Origin of the sequence: Xylophilus ampelinus, from assembly GCF_003217575.1 — a bacterium.
GTDB classification, from domain to species: Bacteria; Pseudomonadota; Gammaproteobacteria; order Burkholderiales; family Burkholderiaceae_C; genus Xylophilus; species Xylophilus ampelinus.
Genome location: NZ_QJTC01000006.1, coordinates 64281 through 85030 on the forward strand (window position 1 = coordinate 64281; position 20750 = coordinate 85030).

Sequence of the window (20750 nt, forward strand, 5' to 3'; positions counted from 1 at the left end):
ATTGTCCCGCAGCGCGGTGCCCCGGGGGTCGCCCGGTCGGACAACCGCGGGCACATCGGCCTGTCGCCGGTCGTGATGAAATCTGCGGTTGCGCCGCCGCGCACCCCGACCGTACCCGACCGAAGGAAGCCATGACCCAGACCACCGCGCCCCTCTCCACCGCCGCCACCGCCCCGGAGCCGGAAGACCCGTACCTCTGGCTGGAGGAGGTGGACGGCGCGCGCGCGATGGCCTGGGTGCGGGAGCGCAACGCGCTGTCCGAGGCGGAGCTGACGGCCCGCCCCGAATACGCCCCCACCCGCGCCCGGCTGCTGTCCATCCTGGAGGCGAAGGACCGCATCCCGGGCGTCGTGCGCCGGGGCGACTGGTTCTACAACCTGTGGCAGGACGAGCAGCACCGCCGCGGCCTGTGGCGCCGCACGTCGCTGGCCGAGTACCGCCGGGCCGAGCCGGCGTGGCAGGTGCTGCTCGACCTGGACGCGCTGGCCCGCGCCGAGAACGAGAACTGGGTCTGGGGCGGCGCCAGCCTGCTCGGCCCCGACTACCGGCGTGGCCTGGTGTCGCTCTCGCGCGGCGGGGCCGACGCGACGGTGGTGCGCGAGTTCGACCTCGACACGCTGCAGTTCGCGGAAGGCGGCTTCGCGCTGCCCGAGGCCAAGTCCGACGTCGAATGGATCGACGCCGACACGGTCTACGTCAGCACCGATTTCGGGCCGGGCTCGCTCACCGAATCGGGCTACCCGCGCACCATCCGGCGCTGGCGCCGCGGTACGCCGCTGGCGCAGGCGCAGACGGTGTTCGAAGGCGCGGTGACCGACGTGGGCGTGGGCGTGGGCGTAGACCGCACGCCGGGTTACGAGCGCACGGTGTTCAGCCGCATGCTCGATTTCTACCGGCAGGAGGTCTGGCTGGCCGAAGGCCCGGCCGCCACCGCGGCCGACCCGAAGAAGATGGACGTGCCCGAGGACGCGATGGTCGAATTCCTGCGCGACACGCTGTTGCTGGAGCTGCGCAGCCCGCTGGACCTGGATGGCCGCACCTTCCCCGCCGGCTCCCTGCTGGTCGCCGATGCCGACGCCTGGCTGCGCGGCGAACAGGCGGCCCGGCCGCTCTTCACGCCCACCGCCACCCGGTCGCTGGCCGGCTATACCGCCACCGGCGACCATCTGCTGCTGCAGGTGATGGACAACGTCGCCTCGCGGGTCGAGGCGTGGCACCGCGAAGGCGGCAACGGCGAGTTCGTCGGCCGCACCGTCGAGGCGCCGTTCCCCGGCCAGCTGGGCGTGACCGGCCTGCACGATCCGCTGCTGGCGGACGACCCGCTGGCCGAGCACTACCTGCTGTCGTACACCGACTTCACCACGCCCGGATCGCTCTACCTGGCCACGACCGCGGACGACCGGCGAACCCTGCTGAAGGCAGGCCCCGCGCGCTTCGATGCCGACGGCATGCGGGCCGAGCAGTGCTTCGCCACCTCGGCCGACGGCACCCGGGTGCCGTATTTCGTGCTCTGGCCGCGCGGTGCGCAGGCCGACGGCCGCAACCCGACGCTGCTCTACGGCTACGGCGGTTTCGAGCAGCCGCTGACGCCCTGGTACGCCGCCAGCTACGGCAGCGCCTGGTGCGCGCAGGGCGGCGTGTTCGTGGTCGCCAACCTGCGCGGCGGCGGCGAGTTCGGCCCCGACTGGCACCAGGCCGCCCTGCGCGAGAACAAGCAGCGCAGCTACGACGACCTGATCGCCATCGCCGAAGACCTGATCGCCCGCAAGATCACCCGGCCCGCGCACCTGGGTATCCAGGGCGGCAGCAACGGCGGCCTGCTGGTGGGCGCGGTGATGGTGCAGCGGCCCGATCTGTTCAACGCCGTCGTGTGCCAGGTGCCGCTGCTCGACATGCGCCGCTACCACACGCTGCTGGCCGGCGCCTCGTGGATGGCCGAGTACGGCGATCCCGACGACCCGGCCGACTGGGCCTTTCTTTCGCGGTACAGCCCCTACCACCGGGTGCGCGCCGGCGTGCGCTATCCGCGGGTGCTGTTCACCACCTCCACCCGCGACGACCGGGTCCACCCCGGCCATGCCCGCAAGATGGCGGCCCGCATGCTGGAGCAGGGCCACGACCTGCTGTACTACGAGAACACCGAAGGTGGCCACGGCGGCGCCGCCGACAACGCCCAGCGGGCGCATTTGCTGGCGCTGGAGTTCGCGTACCTGTGGCAGCAGCTAGGGCCGGCCTCGGCGGGAGGCACGGCGGGCTAGCCTGCAGCGCCCTCCCAGTGCCGCGCCAGCAGCCGCACCATCTCCCGCCCGGCGCTGGAGAGCGGCCGCTCGGCGCTGCTCATCGCGTAGGCCGTGTAGTGCTGCGGCTCGGCCAGGGGGCGTACCACCAGCCCGGCGCCGCCGTTGTGGCGGGCGGTGCGGTCGTCGGTGAGCACGGCGCCCCAGCCGCTGGCGGCGATGCGGCAGGCGACGTAGGCGTAGCGCACCTCGACCGTCGGTGCGGCGGGCGGGTGGGCGGCGCCACGTACCGTGTCCAGCAGCCGGCCGTGCGGCGTGTCGTGGCCGAAGGAGATCAGGTCGGGGCGCTGCAGCATCTCCTGGGTGATCGCCGCCTCGGCCGCCAGCGGGTGGCCGGGCGCCATCGCGCAGACCACCGCGCCGGTGCCGATCGGGTGCGCCCTCAACGACGGGTGGTGGGCCTGCACGAAGGAAACCACGCCGATGTCGCAGGCACCGCTCAGTAGCTGGTCGGTGATCTGCACCTGGGTGGCGATCTCGACAGCGATGTGCAGCTGCGGCATGGTGCTTTTGATGTCTGCGATGGCCCGCGGCACCAGGTCCAGCCCGGTGCTCAGGTTGGAGGCGATCCGCAGCGTGTCGGCCACGCCGTGGCGCAGCTGCTCGGCGTAGCCGCGCACCCGGTCGATGCTGCGCCAGGCGCTGTCGACTTCGCGCTTCAGCGCATGGGCCTCGGGGGTCGGGTGCAGCCGGCCGCCGGTGCGCTCGAACAGGGTCACGCCCAGTTTCACCTCCAGGTAGCGCACCAGCCGGCTCACCGCCGGCTGCGACACATGGAGCAGGGCGGCCGCGCCCGAGATGCTGCCGGCCCGCATCACCGCGCGGAATACCTCGATCTGCCGCAGGTTCATAGGCTTAACCTCGTGTTATGGGAGCGCGCCATTTTGGCATTGGCCCTGCCGGCATCCCGCAGACGACACTGGTGCGAATGAAAGGCTCCGCACACTTCGGCATTCCCGCGAACGGCAGCGTAGCCGTCTGCGGGCTGGGCCTGATCGGCGGATCGGTGGTGCGTGCGCTGCGGGCCGGCGGCTTCGGCGGCCGCATCGCCGCGTGCGACATCGACCTGCCGCTGCTGCAGGCGCGCCTGGCCGAAGGCTGGATCGACGAGATCGTGCAGGACCCCGGCAGCCTGTTCGACCGGCACGATCTGGTGGTGCTGTGCCAGCCGGTGGCGGCGCTGCTCGACTGCATCGCCGCGCATGCCGCCGCCATCGGCGCGGGCCGGGCGGTGGTGGTGGACGTGGCCAGCGTCAAGGCGCCGGTGGTGGCCGCGCTGCAGGCGGGCGGCGCGGCGGCGATGGCCCGCTTCGTCCCCTGCCATCCGATCGCCGGCAAGGCGCAGCACGGCTGGGATGCGTCCGAGGCCGGCCTCTTCCAGGGCAAGCGCTGCGTGATCACGCCGGCCCGGCGCGCCGACAGCCAGGCCGAAGCCCGCGCGGCCGCCTTCTGGGCCGGGCTGGGTGCGCAGGTGGCGTGGATGCCCGCCGAGCAGCACGACCGGATCTACGCCGCCCTGAGCCACCTGCCGCAATTGCTCACCTACGCCTACCTGCACAGCCTGGCCGCGCGGCCCGAAGCCGAAGCGTGGCTCGCCTACCAGGGCACCGGCTTCCAGGGCTTCACCCGGCTGGGCGGCTCCGATCCGGCGCTGTGGGCCGACATCGCGGTCCACAATAGCGCGCCGCTGGTGGCGGAGATCGACCGCTTGGGCGACGCGCTGGGCCTGATCCGCCGCCACCTGCTGCGGGGCGACGGCGCCGGCCTGTCGGCCGCGTTCGCCGACGCGCGGCAGTTCCACGGTGCCGCGGTGGCCGCTTGCGCCGCCGGCCGTGCGACCACCGTGGCGCGGGTCTCCCGCGTGTCCTCCGTTCCGTCCCTCACCCAGGAGCCCCGATGACATCCTTCGCACCCACCCGCCGCGCGCTCGGCACGGCACTGGTCCTGCTGGCCGCCTTCGGCTGCGCCCGGGCCGACCAGCTGGCCGACATCAAGGCCCGCGGCACCCTGGTCTGCGGCACGCTGACCAGCACCGAGCCGCTCGGTTTCCAAGACCCGAAGACGCGCCGGATCGTCGGCTTCGACGTCGACATGTGCGCCGCCATCGCCCGGCGCATGGGACTGAAGCTGGAGCACCGCGGCCTGTCGATCGAGCAGCGGATTCCCGAACTCTCCACCGGCCGGGTCGATCTGGTCTCGGCCGCGCTCGGCTACACCAAGGAGCGTGCGCAGCAGGTGGCCTTCACCTCGGCCCACTACCAGGTGCCGATCCGGGTGATGGTGCGCAAGGACGCGCACATCGCCGGCTTCGCCCAGCTGGCCGACAAGCGGGTGAGCGCGGTCAAGAGCGCCACCACCGAGATCTTCGCCCGCCGCGGCCTGCCCAAGACCACCATCGTCACCTACCAGGACGGCCCCTCGGCCTTCCTGGCGCTGATGCAGGACAAGGTCGACGGCTTCTCCACCTCGCACACCGCCGGCCTGCGCTACCTGGCCGAGTCGAAGGGCGAGGCGGTCTTCATCGACGACAGCCTGGCCTGGGAGCCGACCGCGCTCGGGGTGAAGAAGGACGAGCCGGCGTTGCTGGCCGCCGTCGACCAGGCACTGGAGGCGATGGAGAAGGAAGGCGAGATCGACGGCATCTGGAACCGCTGGTACGGCCCCGACACCCGCTTCGCCTTCAAACGCGAGAAGAAGCTGACGCCGATCTCGGCCTTCGCCCAGTAAGCGGCCGGCCGCCGCGCGCCCGATCCCCACCGCCACCCCGCCTCCGCTCCACCGATGCGCGACCTGCTGCTGTCGAACCCCGACAACGTGTCGCTGCTGCTGGACGGGCTGCGCGTCACCGGCCAGCTGTTCGCCATCAGCTGGGTGCTGGCGCTGGGGGTGGCGGCGGCGCTGACGGCCGCGCGGGCCGCACCGTCGCGCTGGCTGCAGCGCGGCGTGGCGCTGTTCGTCGAGTACCACCGCAACGTGCCCGGGCTGGTGCAGATCTTCGTCTGGTACTTCGGCGTGCCGCAGCTGCTGCCGACCGTCTGGCAGCGCTGGATCAACCGGCACGACGGCGAATTCTTCCTTTCCTGCATCGCTCTGACGCTCTACGCCGCGGCCTACATGAGCGAGGACCTGCGCAGCGGCCTGCGCTCCCTGGCGCGGGGGCAGGGAGCGGCGGCGCGTTCGCTGGGCATGACCTACGGCCAGACGCTGCGGCTGGTGCTGCTGCCGCAGGCGATGCGCGCCGCGCTCGGCCCGATGGTCAACCAAACCCTGGCGCTGTTCAAGGCCACCAGCCTGGCGATGACGGTGGGCGTTGCCGACCTGATGCACGCTGCCCGCCAGATCGAGAACGAGACCTACCGCACCTTCGAGGTGTTCCTGATCGCCTCGGTCTGCTACCTGGCCGGCTCCTGGCTGATCATGGGCACGGGCGCCTGGGCCCAGCGCCGGGTGCTGGCCGCGAGGAGGGGCGGGCGGTGATCGAGATCCTGCGCGACTACGGTCCGATCCTGCTGGTCGGCCAGTACCCGCAGGGGCCGCCGGGCGGCCTGGCGATGACGCTGGTCCTGGCGGTGGCCGCGCTGGCGCTGTCGTTTCCGCTGGCGGTGCTGGTGGGCGTGGCGCGCACCTCGCGGCACCGGCCGGTGGCCTGGGCGGCGGCGCTGTACGCCAACGCGATCCGCGGGCTGCCGCTGCTGCTGGTGGTGTTCTGGGTCTACTTCGCGGTGCCCTACCTCACCGGCCGCGCCGTGAGCGCCCCGCTGACGATGCTGGGGGCGCTGGTCGTCTACGAAAGCGCCTACCTGGGCGAGATCGTGCGCGCCGGCATCGTGGCGCTGCCCGGCGGGCAGGTGCAGGCGGCCCGGGCGCTGGGCATGCGGCCCGGCACCATCCTGCGGCGCATCGTTCTGCCGCAGGCGCTCTACAACATGATCCCGAGCATGCTCGGCCAGTTCGTGGTGGTGGTGAAGAACACCTCGCTCGCCTACGTGATCGGCGTGGACGAACTGACCAACGCCGCCTACCAGATCAACGGCCAGCTGCTCACCAGGCCTTTCGAGGTGTACGCCCTGCTGGCCGCCAGCTATTTCGCGCTGTGTTTCCTGCTCGGCCGGGCCGTGGCCGGCGTGGAACGCCGCATCGGCCGCCGGCGCGGCGAGGTGCCCGGTGCGCAATCAAAGCCGGCTTTCGAATAAAAAGTGCCTGCGGCCGGCGCAGAATGCCGACCTCTAGCTATCAAATAAATAGCAAACATTCGCGTCGCTCGTAAGCCGAGCCCCACGCCCCACGCCCCGCTGCCGAGCCACCGTTATCGCCCCCCCCCGAGGGGGTTGGCGAAGACACGCGGCGCGGAGCCTGGGGGTCAGCCCAGGACGATGCGGTTGCGCCCCTCGCGCTTGGCTTTGTAGAGCGCCCGGTCGGCCCGCTCCAGCAGGTTGCTCAGGTGCAGGTCGGCGTCGGTCACGCCCGCCATGCCGATGCTGGCGGTCAGCCACTGCATGCCGCAGCCCTCGTCGTGGGGCAGGGGCAGCTCGGCCACCTGGCGCAGCAGGTGGCGGCCGGCACGCATCGCCTCCTGTTCGTTGGCGCGGTAGAGCACGATGCCGAACTCCTCGCCGCCGAGCCGGCCGAGCATGTCGGTGCCGGCGATGTGGGAGTTGAGCTTCTGCACGAAATCCACCAGCACCCGGTCGCCCTCCTGGTGGCCGAAGCGGTCGTTGACCGCCTTGAAGTGGTCGATGTCGATCATCATCAGCGCGAACCAGGTGCCGCCCTGCCGGTACCGGGCCAGGCAGGATTCGGCGTGCTGCAGGAAGGCGCGGCGGTTGGCGCTGCCGGTGAGGGTGTCGGTGTGCGCCATCCGCTGCAGCTCGCGCTCCAGGTTCTTGCGCTGGGTCACGTCGCGCCAGAGGCCTTCGACGCCGGCGAAGTTGCCCTGCGCGTCGCGCAGCGCCCGGCTGCTGATCGAGATGTCGATCACCCGGCCGTCCTTGCGCACCATCTGGCCCGGGAAATCCGACACTTCGCCGCGCACCATGATCGCCTGCTTGAGCGCGTCGCGGTCGGCGGCGGTCGGGTACCAGGCTTCGGCCTTGCGGCCGATGATGTCCTCGGGTTCCTGGCCCAGCACCCGGCGCACCGCGGGGCCGACGGTGAGCACCACGCCCTGGGCGTCGGTGCGGTAGTAGACGTCCTGCATGTTCTCGAAGAGTTCGCGGAAGCTGCGCTCGCTCTCGCGCAGCCGGGCGTCCATGTCTCTCAGGCCGGTCATGTCCATCGCGCTCACCAGGACCGCCGGCGCGTCTTCGTGCACGATCGTGCTGCTGCAGATCAGCAGCATCCGCAGATTCCCGCGGCAGGTGCGGGCCCGCATCCTGGTGGGGGTGTCGGGCAGGTCGGTGGCCTGCAGGCCCGAGTTGCGGTGCTGGGAGCGGGTCTGGTTCAGCGGATGCACGAAATCCAGCGCATCGCAGCCGATCAACTGCTCTTCGCGCCCGGCCTCCAGCAGTGCCAGGCAGGCCGGGTTTACCCGGACCACCCGTCCGTCGGCGATCACCATGACGGCGCTGGGCAGCATCTGGAAGAATTCGGGCGGTGGAGCAGCCATGCGGTGGGCAGGTCGGTAGGGCCGAGTCGGCTTTCGGCGCATATTAGCCCGGCCGCGCGGGCCGCGACGTATCGCAGTTCCGGTATTGACAGCGCACGCCGAACCTCCGGGGCGCGGCCGGCCGGCGCGGGCTTGGCTACCATAGTCCTTCCATCCACCGAGCGCGCCCCCCCCCATGTCATTGCCCTTCGCCTCCCGCCTCCAGAACGTGGAGACCTCCGCGATCCGCGAACTGTTCAAGCTGCTCGGCAAGCCCGGCATCGTCAGTTTCGCCGGCGGCTTTCCCGACAGCGCGATGTTCGACGTGCAGGGCATCCAGGAAGCCAGCGCCGGCGCCATCGCGGAAGAACCGGGCGCGCTGCAGTACGGCGCCACCGAAGGCTACGAGCCGCTGCGCGAACAGCTCAGCGCCTTCATGGCAGCCAAGGGCGTCGAGGTCGCGCCGCAGGGCCTGATCGTGACCACCGGCAGCCAGCAAGCGCTCGACCTGATCGGCAAGACCCTGATCGACCCTGGCGACAAGGTCATCGTCGAAGGCCCGACCTTCCTCGCCACGATCCAGTGCTTCCGGCTCTACGGCGCCGACTTGGTCAGCGCGCCGGTCGATGCCGAAGGCGTGCGGACCGACGCGCTGGAGCGGCTGATCGTCGAACACAAGCCGAAGTTCGTCTACCTGATCCCCACCTTCGGCAACCCGAGCGGCGCACTGCTTAACCTGGAGCGCCGCCGCAAGGTGCTGGAGCTGGCGGGCAAGCACCGGGTGCTGGTGGTGGAGGACGACCCGTACGGCGACCTGTATTTCGGCGAGCCGCCGCCGCCCAGCATCCTGGCCCTGACCGCCGAGGTGCCGGGCAGCCGCGACTGGGTGGTGCACTGCGGCAGCCTCAGCAAGGTGCTGAGCCCCGGCCTGCGGGTCGGCTGGATGATCGCCCCGGCGGCGATGCTGGGCAACGCCACCATGTGCAAGCAGTTCAGCGATGCGCACACCAGCACCTTCGCCCAGGCCACCGCCGCGCGGTACCTCAAGAGCGGCCGCATGCCGGCGACGCTGGCCCGCGTGCGCGAGGTCTACGGCGAGCGGGCCGCCGCGATGGGCGCGGCGCTGCAGCGCGAACTGGGCGACGCGATCGCCTTCACCCGGCCGCGCGGCGGGCTTTTCTTCTGGGCGGCGCTGACCGGCGCCGGGCAGGATGCGCGCGACTTCGCCCGACGGGCGATCGAGCAGGGCGTCGCCTTCGTGCCGGGTGCACCGTTCTTCGCGGCAAATCCCGATGTCGCGACGCTCCGGCTGAGCTTCGCCACCGCCGATATCGCGCGGATCGAGGAAGGCATCGCGCGGCTCAAGCGCGCGCTGTAGGGCAAGGGGCGGGCGGGGCGATACGGGTGCTCGGCCTGCCCGCCGCCCGTATGCCGGTGGCGATCGCGCGCTGCGGGGCGTAGCGCACGGCCCGATCCGCCAGAACGCCGCGATATTTTAACCCTGGTTAAAATGCGGCCCATGAAGATCCAGACTTCGGAAAAGCGATTGATCTTTTTCCTGGTTCCCTTGCTGGTGGCGTTCCAGGTGGCGGCTTTCGTGTCGATGCGCTACGCCAATCGCAGCATCGCGATGGGCACGCTCGACAACGAGCTGGAATCCGGCGCGCAAGTGTTCCAGTTCGCCCTGGCCCAGCGCACCCAGTATCTCTCGCAGGCGACCGACCTGGTGGCCAAGGACTTCGGCTTTCGGGAGGCGGTGACCAACAGCCACCCGGCGACGGTCGAGTCGGCGCTCAAGAACCAGATGCTGCGCATGGGCGCGAATCTGGTGGTGCTGGCGGACTTGAAGGGCGGGGTGGTGGCCCGGTCCACGTCCGACGGGTCGCTGGAGCCGGCCGATTTCGGCGCGCTGCGTCGCGACGTGCTGGCCGCCAAGGTGGGTGAAGGCGACATGCGTCTGTCCAAACTGCTGCCGCTGCGGGTGGACGAACAGCGCAGCGTGCTCTACCAGTGGATTCATGCGACGGTACGCACGCCGATGCCCACCGCCCGGCTCGTCTTCGCCTTCGAGATCGACGATGCCGCCGCGGTCGAGCTCAAGCAGATGACCAACCTGGATTTCGTCTTCATGTCGCGCAACGCAGACGGCAGCTGGCGGGTGCATGCCTCGTCGCTCGATCCCCAGGCGCAGACGACCACCCGCACCCAGATCGAACACGCGCCCGAAGGCTTCTGGACCTTGCGGGCCCAGGACGAGAACTTCCGCATGCTGACGCTGAACCTGGGCGGCGCCGCCGACCCGACCGCCGTGGTGGCGCTGGTAGGCAAATCCTTCCGGCCGGTGATGGGACCCTTCAGGCAGCTGGAGCGGTTGACCGGCACCTTCGTGCTGCTGAGCGCGCTGTTGTCGGTCTTCACGGTGTACCGGGTGACGCATCGGATCGTGGCGCCGCTGGAGACGGTGGTGTTCCAGGACGGTCTGACGAAGCTCGCCAATCGGCGCCTCTTCGAGCTGAACCTGCACACCGCCTCGCAGAATTTGAAGACGCTCGGCCGCGGCTACTGTGTGATGGTGATGGATCTGAACAAGTTCAAGGCGGTCAACGACACGTGGGGCCACGCCGCCGGCGACCAGGTACTGCAGGTGGCCGCCAAGCGCATCCACCACGCGATCCGCAATTCGGACACGGTGGCACGTCTGGGCGGCGACGAGTTCGCGCTGCTGCTGATCACCGACGACCGGCAGCGGGCCGGCGAGATCGCGGCGCAGATCGTCGAGAGCGTGAAGCGGCCGATCGGGCTGGCGTGCGGCACCCGGGTGGACGTGGGGGTCAGCATCGGCATCGCGGTGGCACCGCACGACAGCCGGGTCAACGACACCCTGCTGCAGCTGGCCGACGAGGCGATGTACGCGGCCAAGCAGGGCAGCACCGGCTTCGCCTTCGCCCGGGCAGAGACGGCGCAGCCGGACGCCGCGCCGGTGTCCGAGCCGGTATCCGAGCCGGCGGTTTGAAGCCCCTCGGTGCGCGTGCGCTCGATGTGTACAGGCCGCAGCGGCACGCGGCGGGGGCCGATGGAGACCATGCCGACCTGTGGGATGGAATGCCTTCGTGGGCAGCGGCTCAGTTCGATGGGCACCCGTCCGGGCCAGGTCCGCCCGCGAGCGCACCTCCGGCCGACACGGGTGCTGCATACACCGGCTGCGGGACCGTACGGGCCGCCGTGTCCTGCGCTATCTCGATGCCGGGCGCACAGGACACCGCGTTGGAAAGGACCTGGTCGGCCGGCGGTCCGCCGGCAAGGGCCTGGCTGATCCTGCCGCCCAGGTCTTTGGCATGCAGCGGGTCCATCATGGACAGGTGGTCGCCCCCCACCGTGATGTGGATCTCGCGTTCCACCAGATGCGCCCATCCGTTGCGCGTCCGGTCGATCTTGCGCTCCTGCGCCGCCGCGAACAGGGTCAGGGTGACGGGCAGCCGCGGCGGCATGTAGTGGCCGAGCGCGGACAGCATGCCGTGCCATACGGCCAGGTGGCGCATGGCATTTTCGGGGGGCAGATCGGCGGGCAGCAGTCTGGCTACCTGTGTGGCGATGTCCAGGTGTACGCTGTCGCCGGACACGGCCATGCCGTGCAGCCGGGCGCGCAGAAGGTGCGGCTCGCATTTCAGCAGGTCGCCGAGGACGGCGATCGGCGGTATGGCACCGCGCCCCTGGCGCGTAAAACCGGCGCTGTAGGCCGACGGGCTGGGCGTGTCGATCAGGCCGATGAAACTGACGGCTTCACCGGCGGCCAGCAGCTGGTGCGCCATTTCGTAGGCGACCGTTCCCCCAGCCGACCAGCCGGCCAGCCGGTACGGGCCGTGCGGCTGGACATGCCGTATCGCGTCCAGGTAGGCTGCGGCCATCTCCTGCACGCAGTAGAGTGGCCGCTCGCCCGCTAGAAAGCCGATGGCAGTCAGGCCGTAGACCGGAATATCGGCGTCGATGCCCGGCAGCAGCCCCCGTATGTAGCCGACCTCGCCCCCCCCGGGGTTGGCGAAGAACACCGGCTGCGCCCGGCCGGTGCGCCGGAACGCGGTGAGATGCGGAGGCAGCGCGGCCTGGCGGGCTTCCGTGATTGAACAAGCGAAATCGAGCAGCCGGGCATTCGCGAACAGCTTGCCCAGGACCACTTCCACACCCAGTGTGCCGTGCAGCCGGGCGACCATCCGCACGGCGAGCAGGGAATGTCCGCCGAGTTCGAAGAAGTTGTCGTGGCGGCCGACGCGGTCGATCCCCAGCAGCTCGGCCCAGAGGGTGGCCAGGGCCTGCTCGTCCGGCCCCTGGGGCGCCTCGTAGGCGCTGCGCGCGAACGCCTGGTCTTCTGGCGCGGGCAGCGCCTTGCGGTCGAGCTTGCCGTTGGGCGTCAGGGGCAGTGCCGCCAGCGCCACGTAGGCCGCCGGCACCATGTACGGCGGCAGTCCCTGGGCGGCGTGCTGGCGCAGCGCATCGGCCTGCAGCGTGTCCGCGCCGGTGTAGTAGGCCACCAGGCGAACATCGCCGGGCGCATCCTCGCGCGCCAGCACCACCACCTCGCGCACGCCGGGCACCTGGGCCAGGCGCGCCTCGATCTCGCCGGGCTCGATGCGGAATCCGCGGATCTTGACCTGCTGGTCGTTGCGGCCGAGGTATTCGATGCTGCCGTCGGACAGCCAGCGGCCCAGGTCGCCGCTGCGGTAGAGGCGGGCGCCGGGCACGAAGGGGTCGTCGAGGAAGCGCTCGGCCGTCAGCTGCGGCCGGTTGAGGTAGCCGCGGGCCACGCCGCCGCCGCCGATGTAGAGCTCGCCCTGCACGCCGATCGGCACCGGCTGCATGCGGGCGTCCAGGATATAGATGCGCAGGTGCGGCAGCCGCACGCCGATGGGGCTGAAGCCCGCGCGGTCCGCATCGCCCGCTTGGAGCGCGTGGCAGGTCACGTGCACCGTGGTCTCGGTGATGCCGTACATGTTGAACAGCTGCGTCGCCGCCGGATCGTTGCGCGCGAACCAGGGCTTGAGCGTGTGCGGCTCCAGCGCCTCGCCGCCGAAGACCACGCAGCGCAGGCGATGCGCGCGCGTGCTCTGCGTTCGCGCCGCCGCCAGTTGCCGGAACGCGCTGGGTGTCTGGTTGAGCACGGTCACGCCTTGTTCGCAGAGCAGTTCGTAGAACGCGTCCGGCGCGCGCGCGATGGCCGTCGGCACGACCACGAGGCGGCCGCCGTGCAGCAGCGCACCCCAGATCTCCCACACGGAGAAATCGAAGGCGACGGAGTGGAACAGGCTCCACACGTCCTGGCTGTCGAAGCGGAAGCGGTCGCGGGTGGCGTCGAAGAGCCGGGCGACCTGGGCATGCTCGACCATCACGCCCTTGGGCTGGCCGGTGGAGCCCGAGGTGTAGATCACGTAGGCCAGGTGGTGCGGGTCCAGGCCGCCCGGTGGGAGGTCGTCCGCGTCGTCCAGGCCGTCGTCCGCGTCGTCGGCCTGCACGTCTATCACGGTGAAACGGTCGGCCATCTCGCCCACGGCGCTGCGGCCGGTGTGGTCGAGCAGCAGCATGGCGGGCTGACTGTCGTCGAGGATGGCGCCCAGCCGCGCCGACGCATGGGCCGGATCCAGCGGCACATAAGCGCCGCCGGCCTTGAGCACGGCCAGGATCGCCACCACTAGCGCCGGGCTGCGCTCCAGGCACAGGGCGACCAGGCGGTCGGGGCCTACGCCCTGCGCGCGCAACTGCCGCGCCAGGAGGTTGGCCCGCGTGTTGAGCGCGTGGTAGCTGAGCGTCCGCGCGCCGTGGACCAGGGCGGTGGCCTGCGGCGTTCGGCGCACCTGGGCCTCGAACCGTTGGTGTATGCACAGCCCTGCTGAGCGCGCCGGTACCGTGTGGTTCCAGTGCACCAGCACCTGCTCGCGTTCGGCGGGATCGAGCAGCGCCAGCGCGCCAGCCGGCTGCGCACCACCGTCTGCCAGCACCGCATGCAGAAGGTGTTCGAAACGCCGGCGTATCACCTCCACAGCGGCACGGTCCAGGAATGCGACGTTGTGGTTGAACTCGAGCGTCACGGGCTCGCCGGGGTTGTAGTCGCACAGGCGCAGGGCCAGCGGGGTCTGCTCGAAGCCGTTGTGCAGGTACAAAGCGGTCCAGGCCGGCGTGCTTTGCTCGACCAGCCCCGAGAAACTCGCCATGGCCAGGGTGATGTCGAAGAGTTGCGGGCGGCCGTGGCGGGCGAGGTTCAGCGTGCGGTTGAGGTCGGCGACCGGATAACGCTGGTGGCGGTAGCAGCTTCGCAGCTCGGCGGCGACATCCCGAATCAGCAGGGCGAATGGCCGGTCCGGGTCGACGGCGATGCGGACCGGGATGACCGACGAGAACATGCCGAGGGTCAGTCTGTCCCGTGCGGTGCGGTTGTGCACCGGCACGCCGATCACTACCTCGTCGGTGGCATGGGTGCGGGAAAAAAGCACGGCTATCAGGGCCAGCAGGCAGTGCGGCACCGAGCCGCCGGCGGCGGCGGCGAAGGTCTCGAGCCGCGCATACAGACCGCGGTCGATCTCCCACGGTACCGAGGGTACGCGCACCGCCTGCGCACCCCGCCGGGCCGGGTCCGCGATCAGGAGCGGAGCGGGCATCCGGGAGAAGCGTTCGTTCCAGAACTGGGCATCGCGTTTGTAGCGGGGCGAGTCCAGGTAGGCCCGGTCGTCGGCCAGGAACTCGCGGTACGACGTGCCGGCCGGCGATGCCGATACGTCGCCCCGGACCCGGCGCCGGTAACTTGCGAGCACCAACGCCACCACGTGGGTGCAGCTGAATCCGTCCAGGATCACATGGTGGCCGTAGAACAGCCAGTGGTGGCGCGTCGGACCGATGCGCACCAGCTGCGATGCCCAGAGGCGCGCGCCATGCAGCGCGAAGGGCGTGCCGAAAACGGCCCTCAGGTGCTGCTCCGAGCGGGCCTCGGCGTCGGCATGCGCCGAGAAGTCGTGGCAGGGCAGCTCGAAGTCGATGCGCGGCATCACCTGCTGCACGGCCAGATCGGCATCGCGGTGCAGCCTCAGCCGCAGTCCGTCGTGGGCATGGGCGACCTCGTGGATCGCGGCCTCCAGCAGCGCCGGGTCGAGTTCGCCATCCAGATGCAAGATCGTACCGATGTTGTAGCACGGCATGTCGTGATGGAGCATCTGGTCGAACCAGATCACCTGCTGCACCGATGCGAGGGGGTGCATGGCAGGCATCTCGGGCAACGGGCAGGCTGCGGCCGGCGGCGTCTGGTTTTGCGGATGCACGAGCGCAGAGTTCATGGACAGAGCCCCTCGTAGATCCGTTCGCGCCCGGCCCGATCGGCTCGTGCGGTCGGCCGGAAGCACCGCAACCGCATTTAAGGTCCGATGAATATTCCAGATAATGGGTGCATTGACAAGCCAAATGTCCCCAAAGTGACTGAAGTTAATTTTTTGATCGTTTAGCAGTTTGCATGCAACCGCCGGCCGCGGCCGACCTGCAGGGGAGACCCACCATGGCCGCCGGTGCTCCGGCAGGAGGCTGCCATTTGTCGGATAGCCGGGCGCCGGTGTCTCTCACCGGCCCGGACGGTCATTTTCTGGAGAGTGACCGCGGTACGGACCGCGTACTCCAGACGATCAGGGCCAGCAGCGCCACCTGCACCGGCAGCCGCAGCACCAGCGCCCAGTAGGGCACGCCCGGGAACAGCTCGGGTGCCCGCAGCATGTAGAGGTGGGCGGGCGTCACCGCCAGCGTGAGCAGCACCAGGCCCCAGCCCGCGGCCTGCCTGGTCGGGCGCCAGAGCAGGCCGGCGGCGCCCGCCAGCTCGGCCACGCCCGACCAGAGCACCACCGCGCGCGGCCAGGGCATCCACGGCGGCACGATGCGCATCTCGGCCTCGGTGAAGACGAAGTGCGCGATGCCGCCCAGGAAGAACCAGAGGAACACGATGGCCACACCGGCCGCGCGGCCGCGGCTCATCGGCGGGCGCCTGGCGGGTAGCGCACGGGCCGCGGCGTCATGCGGCCCAAAACTTCATCGCCAGGCCGTTCATGCAGTAGCGCAGGCCGCCGATGGGCCGGGACTGTCGTCGAGCACATGGCCCCGGTAGCCGCCGCAGCCCTGGCGGGCGACCGCGGCGAGCCGCAGGCCGGCTGCGGCGCTTCGCCCGCCGACGGTGCCCAGCCGCCGCCCAGCGCCTGGTACAGGGCCACCGCCGCATTCAGCTGATCGGCGCGGGTCTGCAGCAGCGTCAGCTCGGCGCCCAGCAGGCCGCGCTGGGCGTCGAGCTGCTCCAGGTAGCCCGCGTAGCCGGCGCGGTAGCGGTTGGTGGCCAGGCGCAGGGTCTCGGCCAGCAGGTCGCGATGGCGCTGCAGGCTGTCGGCCTGCTCGGCCAGGCGGGCGGTGCCGGCCAGCGCGTCCTCCACCTCGCGGAATGCGGTAAGCGCCGTCTTGCGATAGGCGAAGGCTGCCTGGTCGCGCCGGGCGGCGGCGGTGTCGAGTTGGGCCTGCAGGCGGCCGCCGCTGAAGATCGGTGCCAGCACGCTGCCGCCCAGGGTCCAGAGCGTGGTCGGGTCCTGCAGGGAGTTGACCAGCAGCAGGCCGGCGGTGCCCGAGAGCCGCACCTGCGGCAGGAACTGCTTGCGCGCCACCCACAGGTTGGCGTCGCTCGCGGCCAGCGTGTACTCGGCCTGGGCCAGGTCGGGGCGCTGCCGCAGCAGGTCGGCGGGCAGGCCGGCCGGCACCCGGGGCGGCACCAGGGCCAGCAGCGGCGTGCCCCGCGGAACGTCGCCCGGCGCTTCGCCCAGCAGCAGGCGCAGCGCGTTCTCCAGCCGCGTGACGGCCAGGCCCAGCTGGGGCAGCAATTGCGCGGCGGCTTCGTACTCGGCCTGGGCCTGGCGCAGTTCGAGCTGCGAGGTGTAGCCCGCCTCGGCCCGGGAGCGGGCCAGCCGCAGCGCGTCGGCACGGGCGGCGAGCGTCTGGCGGGCCACCTCCACCCGCGCGTCCAGGCTGCGCAGGGTGATGTAGCCGCTGGCGGTGGCGCCGGCCACGCTCAGGCGGGCCGCGTCGCGGGCGGTGGCGCTGGCCAGGTAGCCGGCGCGTGCCGCCGCCTGCAGATCGGCCAGCCGGCCGAACAGATCGATCTCGTAGGCGGCCTGTAACTGCGGCTGGGCAGTGGTCGATTCGACCGGCTGCCCGGTCACCGCGCTGCGGCTGCGGGCCCGGGTGGCCGTGGCGCCCATGTCGAGCTGCGGCGCGCGCTGCGCCTGCGCCAGCGCTTCCTGCGCCCGCGCCTCGGCCACGCGGGCGGCGGCCGCGGCGACGTCGGTGTTGCGGGTCAGGGCCTCTTCGACCAGCCGCGACAGCACCGGGTCGCCGAAGGCCCGCCACCAGGCGGGATCGGCCGGCACCGCGGGGCTGTCGCCGGTACCGCGCCAGGCGGCCGGCGGCTGCACCGCGGTATCGGGCGGCACCGGCGGGACGGAGGGGCCGGCACAGGCGGCCAGCAGGGCGGCGGCCGCGACCGCCACGACGGACTGTCGCTTCACCGCGCGGCCCCCGATGCCGGGACGGCAGCGGGCGGCGGGGCCGCGCCGGTGCCGGGCGTCCCGGCGGAAGCGCCTGGCTCCGCTGCGCTGCCGTTGGCGGGCGCCGGGGCCGTGCGCGGCCCGCCGGCGGTATCGACCATCGTCTCCACCGACATGCCCGGCCGCAGGCGGGCCGCCAGCGGCTGGCCGGGGTCGATCGCGATCCGTACCGCGATGCGCTGGGCCACCTTCACGAAGTTGCCGGTGGCGTTGTCGGCCTTGAGCACCGAGAACTCCGAGCCGGCGGCGGGCGCCAATTGCTCGACCCGGCCGGTCAGTTCGGCCCGGTCGAGCGCATCGACCCGGAAGCGCACCGGCTGGCCGGGCGCCATGGCGGCGGTCTGCGCTTCCTTGTAGTTGGCGATGATCCAGAGCCGCGCCGGCACCAGGAACATCAGCTGGGTGCCGGCGGTGACGTAATGGCCGGTGCGCACGCCCACCTCGCTCAGTCGGCCGGCGCGCGGCGCCCGCACCACCGTGTTGGCCAGGTCGATCTCGGCCAAGGCCAGAGCGGCGCGGGCGCCCTCCACCCCCGCCTCCAGTCCGGCCCGGCCGACGGTGACGGCGCGCACGTCCTGCCGCGCGATCTCGCCGGCCGCGCGGGCCTGCGCCACCGCGGCCTCGGCCTCGCGCAGCGCGGCCACCGTCTGGTCGCGTTCGCGCAGCGAGACCGATCCGTCGGCGACCAGCGCGTCGACCCGCTGCAGGTCGGCCCGGGCGCGGGCCAGCTGGGCGCGGGCGTTGCCGACCGCCGCCACCTGCGAGGCCACGGTGGCTTCGCGCGAGCGGCGGGTCTGGGCGGAGTTGTCGAGCGCGGCGATCTGGCCCTCCAGCGTGGCCTGCGCCTGCTCCACCCGCTGGCGGTAGATGCGGTCGTCGATCCTCACCAGCACCTGGCCGGCCTCGACCGTCTGGAAATCCTGCACCGGCACCTCGGCCACATAGCCGCTGGCCTGGGGGCTGACGATGGTTGTCTGGCCGCGCACGTAGGCGTTGTCGGTGCTCTGCAGCGCGGTGGTGAAGGGCGGCAGCCGCCAGGCGTAGAGCACCACCAGCACGCCGGCCAGCGCCAGGACGACGGTGGCGACGGTGCCGGTGAGCCCCGCACGTGGCGGCGCCCATCCGGTGGATGCCGCCGTGACGGGGGCGGGTGCGGCCGCCGGTGGCGCGGGCGGGGGCGGGGGCGGGGGCGGAGGCGGAGGCGGAGGCGCAGGAGCCGATGTCCGGGCCTCCACCGGCATGTCCTCGCGCGCGGCTTCCGCCCGGTCGGCCGGGGCCTCGGCGGGTTCTTCGAGTCGGGTGTGGTCCTCCACCTGCCGCGGCGCGGAAGGCGTGGGCGTGGAGGCCGCCGGGGGCCGGGGGGCGTTCATGCGGATGTCTTCGGAGTGGGGGTGGGCGGCGCGGCAGTGGGTACGGCGGACCCGGCGGGCGGCGCTGCTGCGGCGCGGTCCCGCGCGCGCTGGCGCAGCATCAGCCAGCCGATCCAGGCGACCGTGGCGCAGGCGGCCACGCCGGTCAGCAGGAACACGTCGTTGAAGGCCGGCACGTTGGCCTCGCGGGTGGCCTGCTGGGCCAGCAGCACCGCGCCTTCGGCCTGGCGCAGCGTGCCGTCGCCGAGTACCCGGCCGTAGGCGGCCGCGCCGGCGGCGACCCGCGCGGCGTCGAGCGGGTCGGCCAGGGTGATGCCCTGCACCAGCAGGTTGGAGTGGAATTTCTCGCGCACGATCTGGAAGCTGCCCAGCAGCGCGCCGCCCGCCAGCCCGCCCAGGCTTTGGGTGATGCTGAACAGCGCCGAGAAGCTGACAAGGTGCGACGGCCCCTTGCGCAGCGCCCGGGTCAGCCCCACCAGCAGCGCCGGCCCCATGAAGAGAGCGTGGCAGCGAAGCCCAGCAGCGCCTGGCTCGGGTACAGGTCGCGCGGACGGGTGAGGTTGGTGGCATCCGCATCCATGAAGCTGCCGATGGCGATCAGCACCATCGCCGCGAGGATCGGCCGGCCCAGGTGCGCCGGGTCGATGGTGAGCGCACTGACCGCGATGCCCGCGGCCGTCGCCACCGCGATCACCGCGAACAGTCCGACCAGCTGGTCGTTGCCCATGCCGAGCGCGGTCAGCATGCCGACCGAGCCGAAGGTCTGCTCCGACAGCAGCAGCCGCAGCAGGGTGGCGACGAGGGCGAAGCGCAGGATGTCGCCGCTGCCCAGCCAGCGGGTGTTGAGCAGCGGATTGGCGCGGTTGTGCTCCACCAGCATCGCCGCGGCCAGCAGCACGATCGCACCGCACAGCGCCCAGCCCAGCCACGCGGCCTCGGTCCACCAGACGATGCGGCCCTGGGCCAGCACCGCGCAGAGCAGGGCCATGCCCGGCGCGAAGAGGGCGAAGGTGAGCAGGTCGAGCTTCTCGAACGACTGGAAGCGCTCGTTGGGCGGCAGCCGCACCAGCATCACCGCGGCGAGCGACAGCAGGGCCAGGCCCATCTCGAACAGGTAGAGCGTGTTCCAGGCGCCGAAGGACAGCAGGTCCGACGAGAAGAGCCGCGCCAGCGGCGTCGCGAGCTGCGGCACGCCCACGCCCAGCACGATGCCGCGCAGCCGCCACCTGGCCGGCATCGACTGGATGAAATAGAAGAGCGTCAGCGTGCTGAGCGCCCCGCCCGCTATGCCGCTGGCCGCCCGCACCGCCACCGCGGTGGCATAGCTGTGCGCGAGCAGGTGGCAAAAGGTGAGGGCCACGTATGCACCCAGGAAGATGCGGATGAACAGCCCCAGGCCGAACTGCTGGCGGAACTTGATCAGCAGCATGTTCATGCAGATGCTGGTCATCAGATAGGCGGTGGTGAGCCAGTTCGCCTCGTTGCTGTAGATGCCCAGGGCGCCCTGGATGTTGGCCAGGTTGGCGGTGATCAGAGCGTTGCCGAAGCCGCCGGTCAGCCCCAGCAGGATGCCGGCCGCGAAATACGCCACCCGCCGCGCGGTGGGATGGTCGGGCGTGGCGGGCGAGCCGGGCATCGCGGCGCGCTCGTGGGGCTTGAATTCGTAGGCGGCCGGGGCGGGGGCCGGGGGGCGGGGCATAGCCGGCCAATCTAGTCGAAGACGGCGGCCGGCGTGAAACCAAATCCTCCGCCGCGCGCGCACGCGGCGCCGGCCGGTGGCGCGCGGCTTACATCTCCGTTACCTGGGACGCCTAAGATGCGCCCGTGAAAAACAACCCCTTCTCCCGCTCGTGGGCGGCGCTGGCCGCCGGCGCCCGCGGTGCCGCGCTGGCCGTGC

General features: G+C 71.6%; 15 protein-coding genes. 7 read left to right on the top strand and 8 right to left on the bottom strand.

Annotated elements, in window-relative coordinates:
- Positions 1-131 precede the first annotated feature (131 nt).
- Positions 132-2258 (top strand): prolyl oligopeptidase family serine peptidase, encoded by a 2127-nt coding sequence (locus DFQ15_RS05940; RefSeq protein ID WP_110465092.1) that lies wholly within the window; start codon positions 132-134, stop codon positions 2256-2258.
- On the opposite strand, the gene DFQ15_RS05945 is transcribed toward DFQ15_RS05940, so the two are convergent.
- Positions 2255-3148 (bottom strand): LysR family transcriptional regulator, encoded by an 894-nt coding sequence (locus DFQ15_RS05945; protein ID WP_110465093.1) that lies wholly within the window; start codon positions 3146-3148, stop codon positions 2255-2257. The two genes, DFQ15_RS05940 and DFQ15_RS05945, sit on opposite strands and share 4 nt — an antisense overlap.
- A 77-nt stretch (positions 3149-3225) precedes the next feature.
- Between DFQ15_RS05945 and DFQ15_RS05950 the strand changes: the two genes are divergently transcribed.
- The 4 genes from DFQ15_RS05950 to DFQ15_RS05965 are packed head-to-tail and all read left to right on the top strand — an operon-like array spanning position 3226 to position 6490.
- On the top strand, positions 3226-4197 hold the full coding sequence (locus DFQ15_RS05950; RefSeq protein WP_158529009.1) for a prephenate dehydrogenase: 972 nt from the start codon (positions 3226-3228) through the stop codon (positions 4195-4197).
- Entirely contained in the window at positions 4194-5024 is an 831-nt protein-coding gene (locus DFQ15_RS05955; RefSeq protein ID WP_110465095.1) for a transporter substrate-binding domain-containing protein, read from the top strand. The genes DFQ15_RS05950 and DFQ15_RS05955 overlap by 4 nt, the downstream gene beginning before the upstream one ends.
- A gap of 54 nt (positions 5025-5078) precedes the next feature.
- On the top strand, positions 5079-5774 hold the full coding sequence (locus DFQ15_RS05960; protein ID WP_110465096.1) for an amino acid ABC transporter permease: 696 nt from the start codon (positions 5079-5081) through the stop codon (positions 5772-5774).
- Positions 5771-6490 (top strand): amino acid ABC transporter permease, encoded by a 720-nt coding sequence (locus tag DFQ15_RS05965; protein WP_110465097.1) that lies wholly within the window; start codon positions 5771-5773, stop codon positions 6488-6490. Before DFQ15_RS05960 ends, DFQ15_RS05965 begins: the two co-directional genes overlap by 4 nt.
- A 167-nt stretch (positions 6491-6657) precedes the next feature.
- On the opposite strand, the gene DFQ15_RS05970 is transcribed toward DFQ15_RS05965, so the two are convergent.
- A complete protein-coding gene (locus DFQ15_RS05970) occupies positions 6658-7902 on the bottom strand; it encodes a sensor domain-containing diguanylate cyclase (RefSeq protein ID WP_110465098.1) in 1245 nt (414 codons plus the stop codon).
- A 181-nt stretch (positions 7903-8083) separates the two neighbouring features.
- Between DFQ15_RS05970 and DFQ15_RS05975 the strand changes: the two genes are divergently transcribed.
- Both DFQ15_RS05975 and DFQ15_RS05980 read left to right on the top strand, forming a co-directional pair.
- Positions 8084-9259, top strand: a complete 1176-nt coding sequence (locus DFQ15_RS05975; RefSeq protein WP_110465158.1) for an aminotransferase-like domain-containing protein — start codon at positions 8084-8086, stop codon at positions 9257-9259.
- A 141-nt stretch (positions 9260-9400) separates the two neighbouring features.
- Positions 9401-10894, top strand: coding sequence for a GGDEF domain-containing protein (locus tag DFQ15_RS05980; RefSeq protein ID WP_158529010.1), 1494 nt, complete (start codon positions 9401-9403; stop codon positions 10892-10894).
- A gap of 109 nt (positions 10895-11003) precedes the next feature.
- On the opposite strand, the gene DFQ15_RS05985 is transcribed toward DFQ15_RS05980, so the two are convergent.
- The 6 genes from DFQ15_RS05985 to DFQ15_RS06005 all read right to left on the bottom strand — a co-directional run bounded on the left by DFQ15_RS05985 (position 11004) and on the right by DFQ15_RS06005 (position 20552).
- Complete coding sequence (locus DFQ15_RS05985) at positions 11004-15119, bottom strand: non-ribosomal peptide synthetase (protein ID WP_158529011.1); 4116 nt, start codon at positions 15117-15119, stop codon at positions 11004-11006.
- A gap of 367 nt (positions 15120-15486) precedes the next feature.
- On the bottom strand, positions 15487-15876 hold the full coding sequence (locus DFQ15_RS05990) for a DoxX family protein (protein ID WP_110465101.1): 390 nt from the start codon (positions 15874-15876) through the stop codon (positions 15487-15489).
- Positions 15873-17444 (bottom strand): efflux transporter outer membrane subunit, encoded by a 1572-nt coding sequence (locus DFQ15_RS05995; protein WP_110465102.1) that lies wholly within the window; start codon positions 17442-17444, stop codon positions 15873-15875. Before DFQ15_RS05995 ends, DFQ15_RS05990 begins: the two co-directional genes overlap by 4 nt.
- Positions 17441-18853: an HlyD family secretion protein gene (locus DFQ15_RS06000; RefSeq protein ID WP_267896148.1), complete on the bottom strand. Its 1413-nt coding sequence runs from the start codon at positions 18851-18853 to the stop codon at positions 17441-17443. The genes DFQ15_RS05995 and DFQ15_RS06000 overlap by 4 nt, the downstream gene beginning before the upstream one ends.
- Complete coding sequence (locus tag DFQ15_RS17530; protein WP_199399821.1) at positions 18850-19347, bottom strand: hypothetical protein; 498 nt, start codon at positions 19345-19347, stop codon at positions 18850-18852. The genes DFQ15_RS06000 and DFQ15_RS17530 overlap by 4 nt, the downstream gene beginning before the upstream one ends.
- Complete coding sequence (locus tag DFQ15_RS06005; RefSeq protein WP_199399822.1) at positions 19320-20552, bottom strand: MFS transporter; 1233 nt, start codon at positions 20550-20552, stop codon at positions 19320-19322. The genes DFQ15_RS17530 and DFQ15_RS06005 overlap by 28 nt, the downstream gene beginning before the upstream one ends.
- Positions 20553-20750 lie beyond the last annotated feature (198 nt).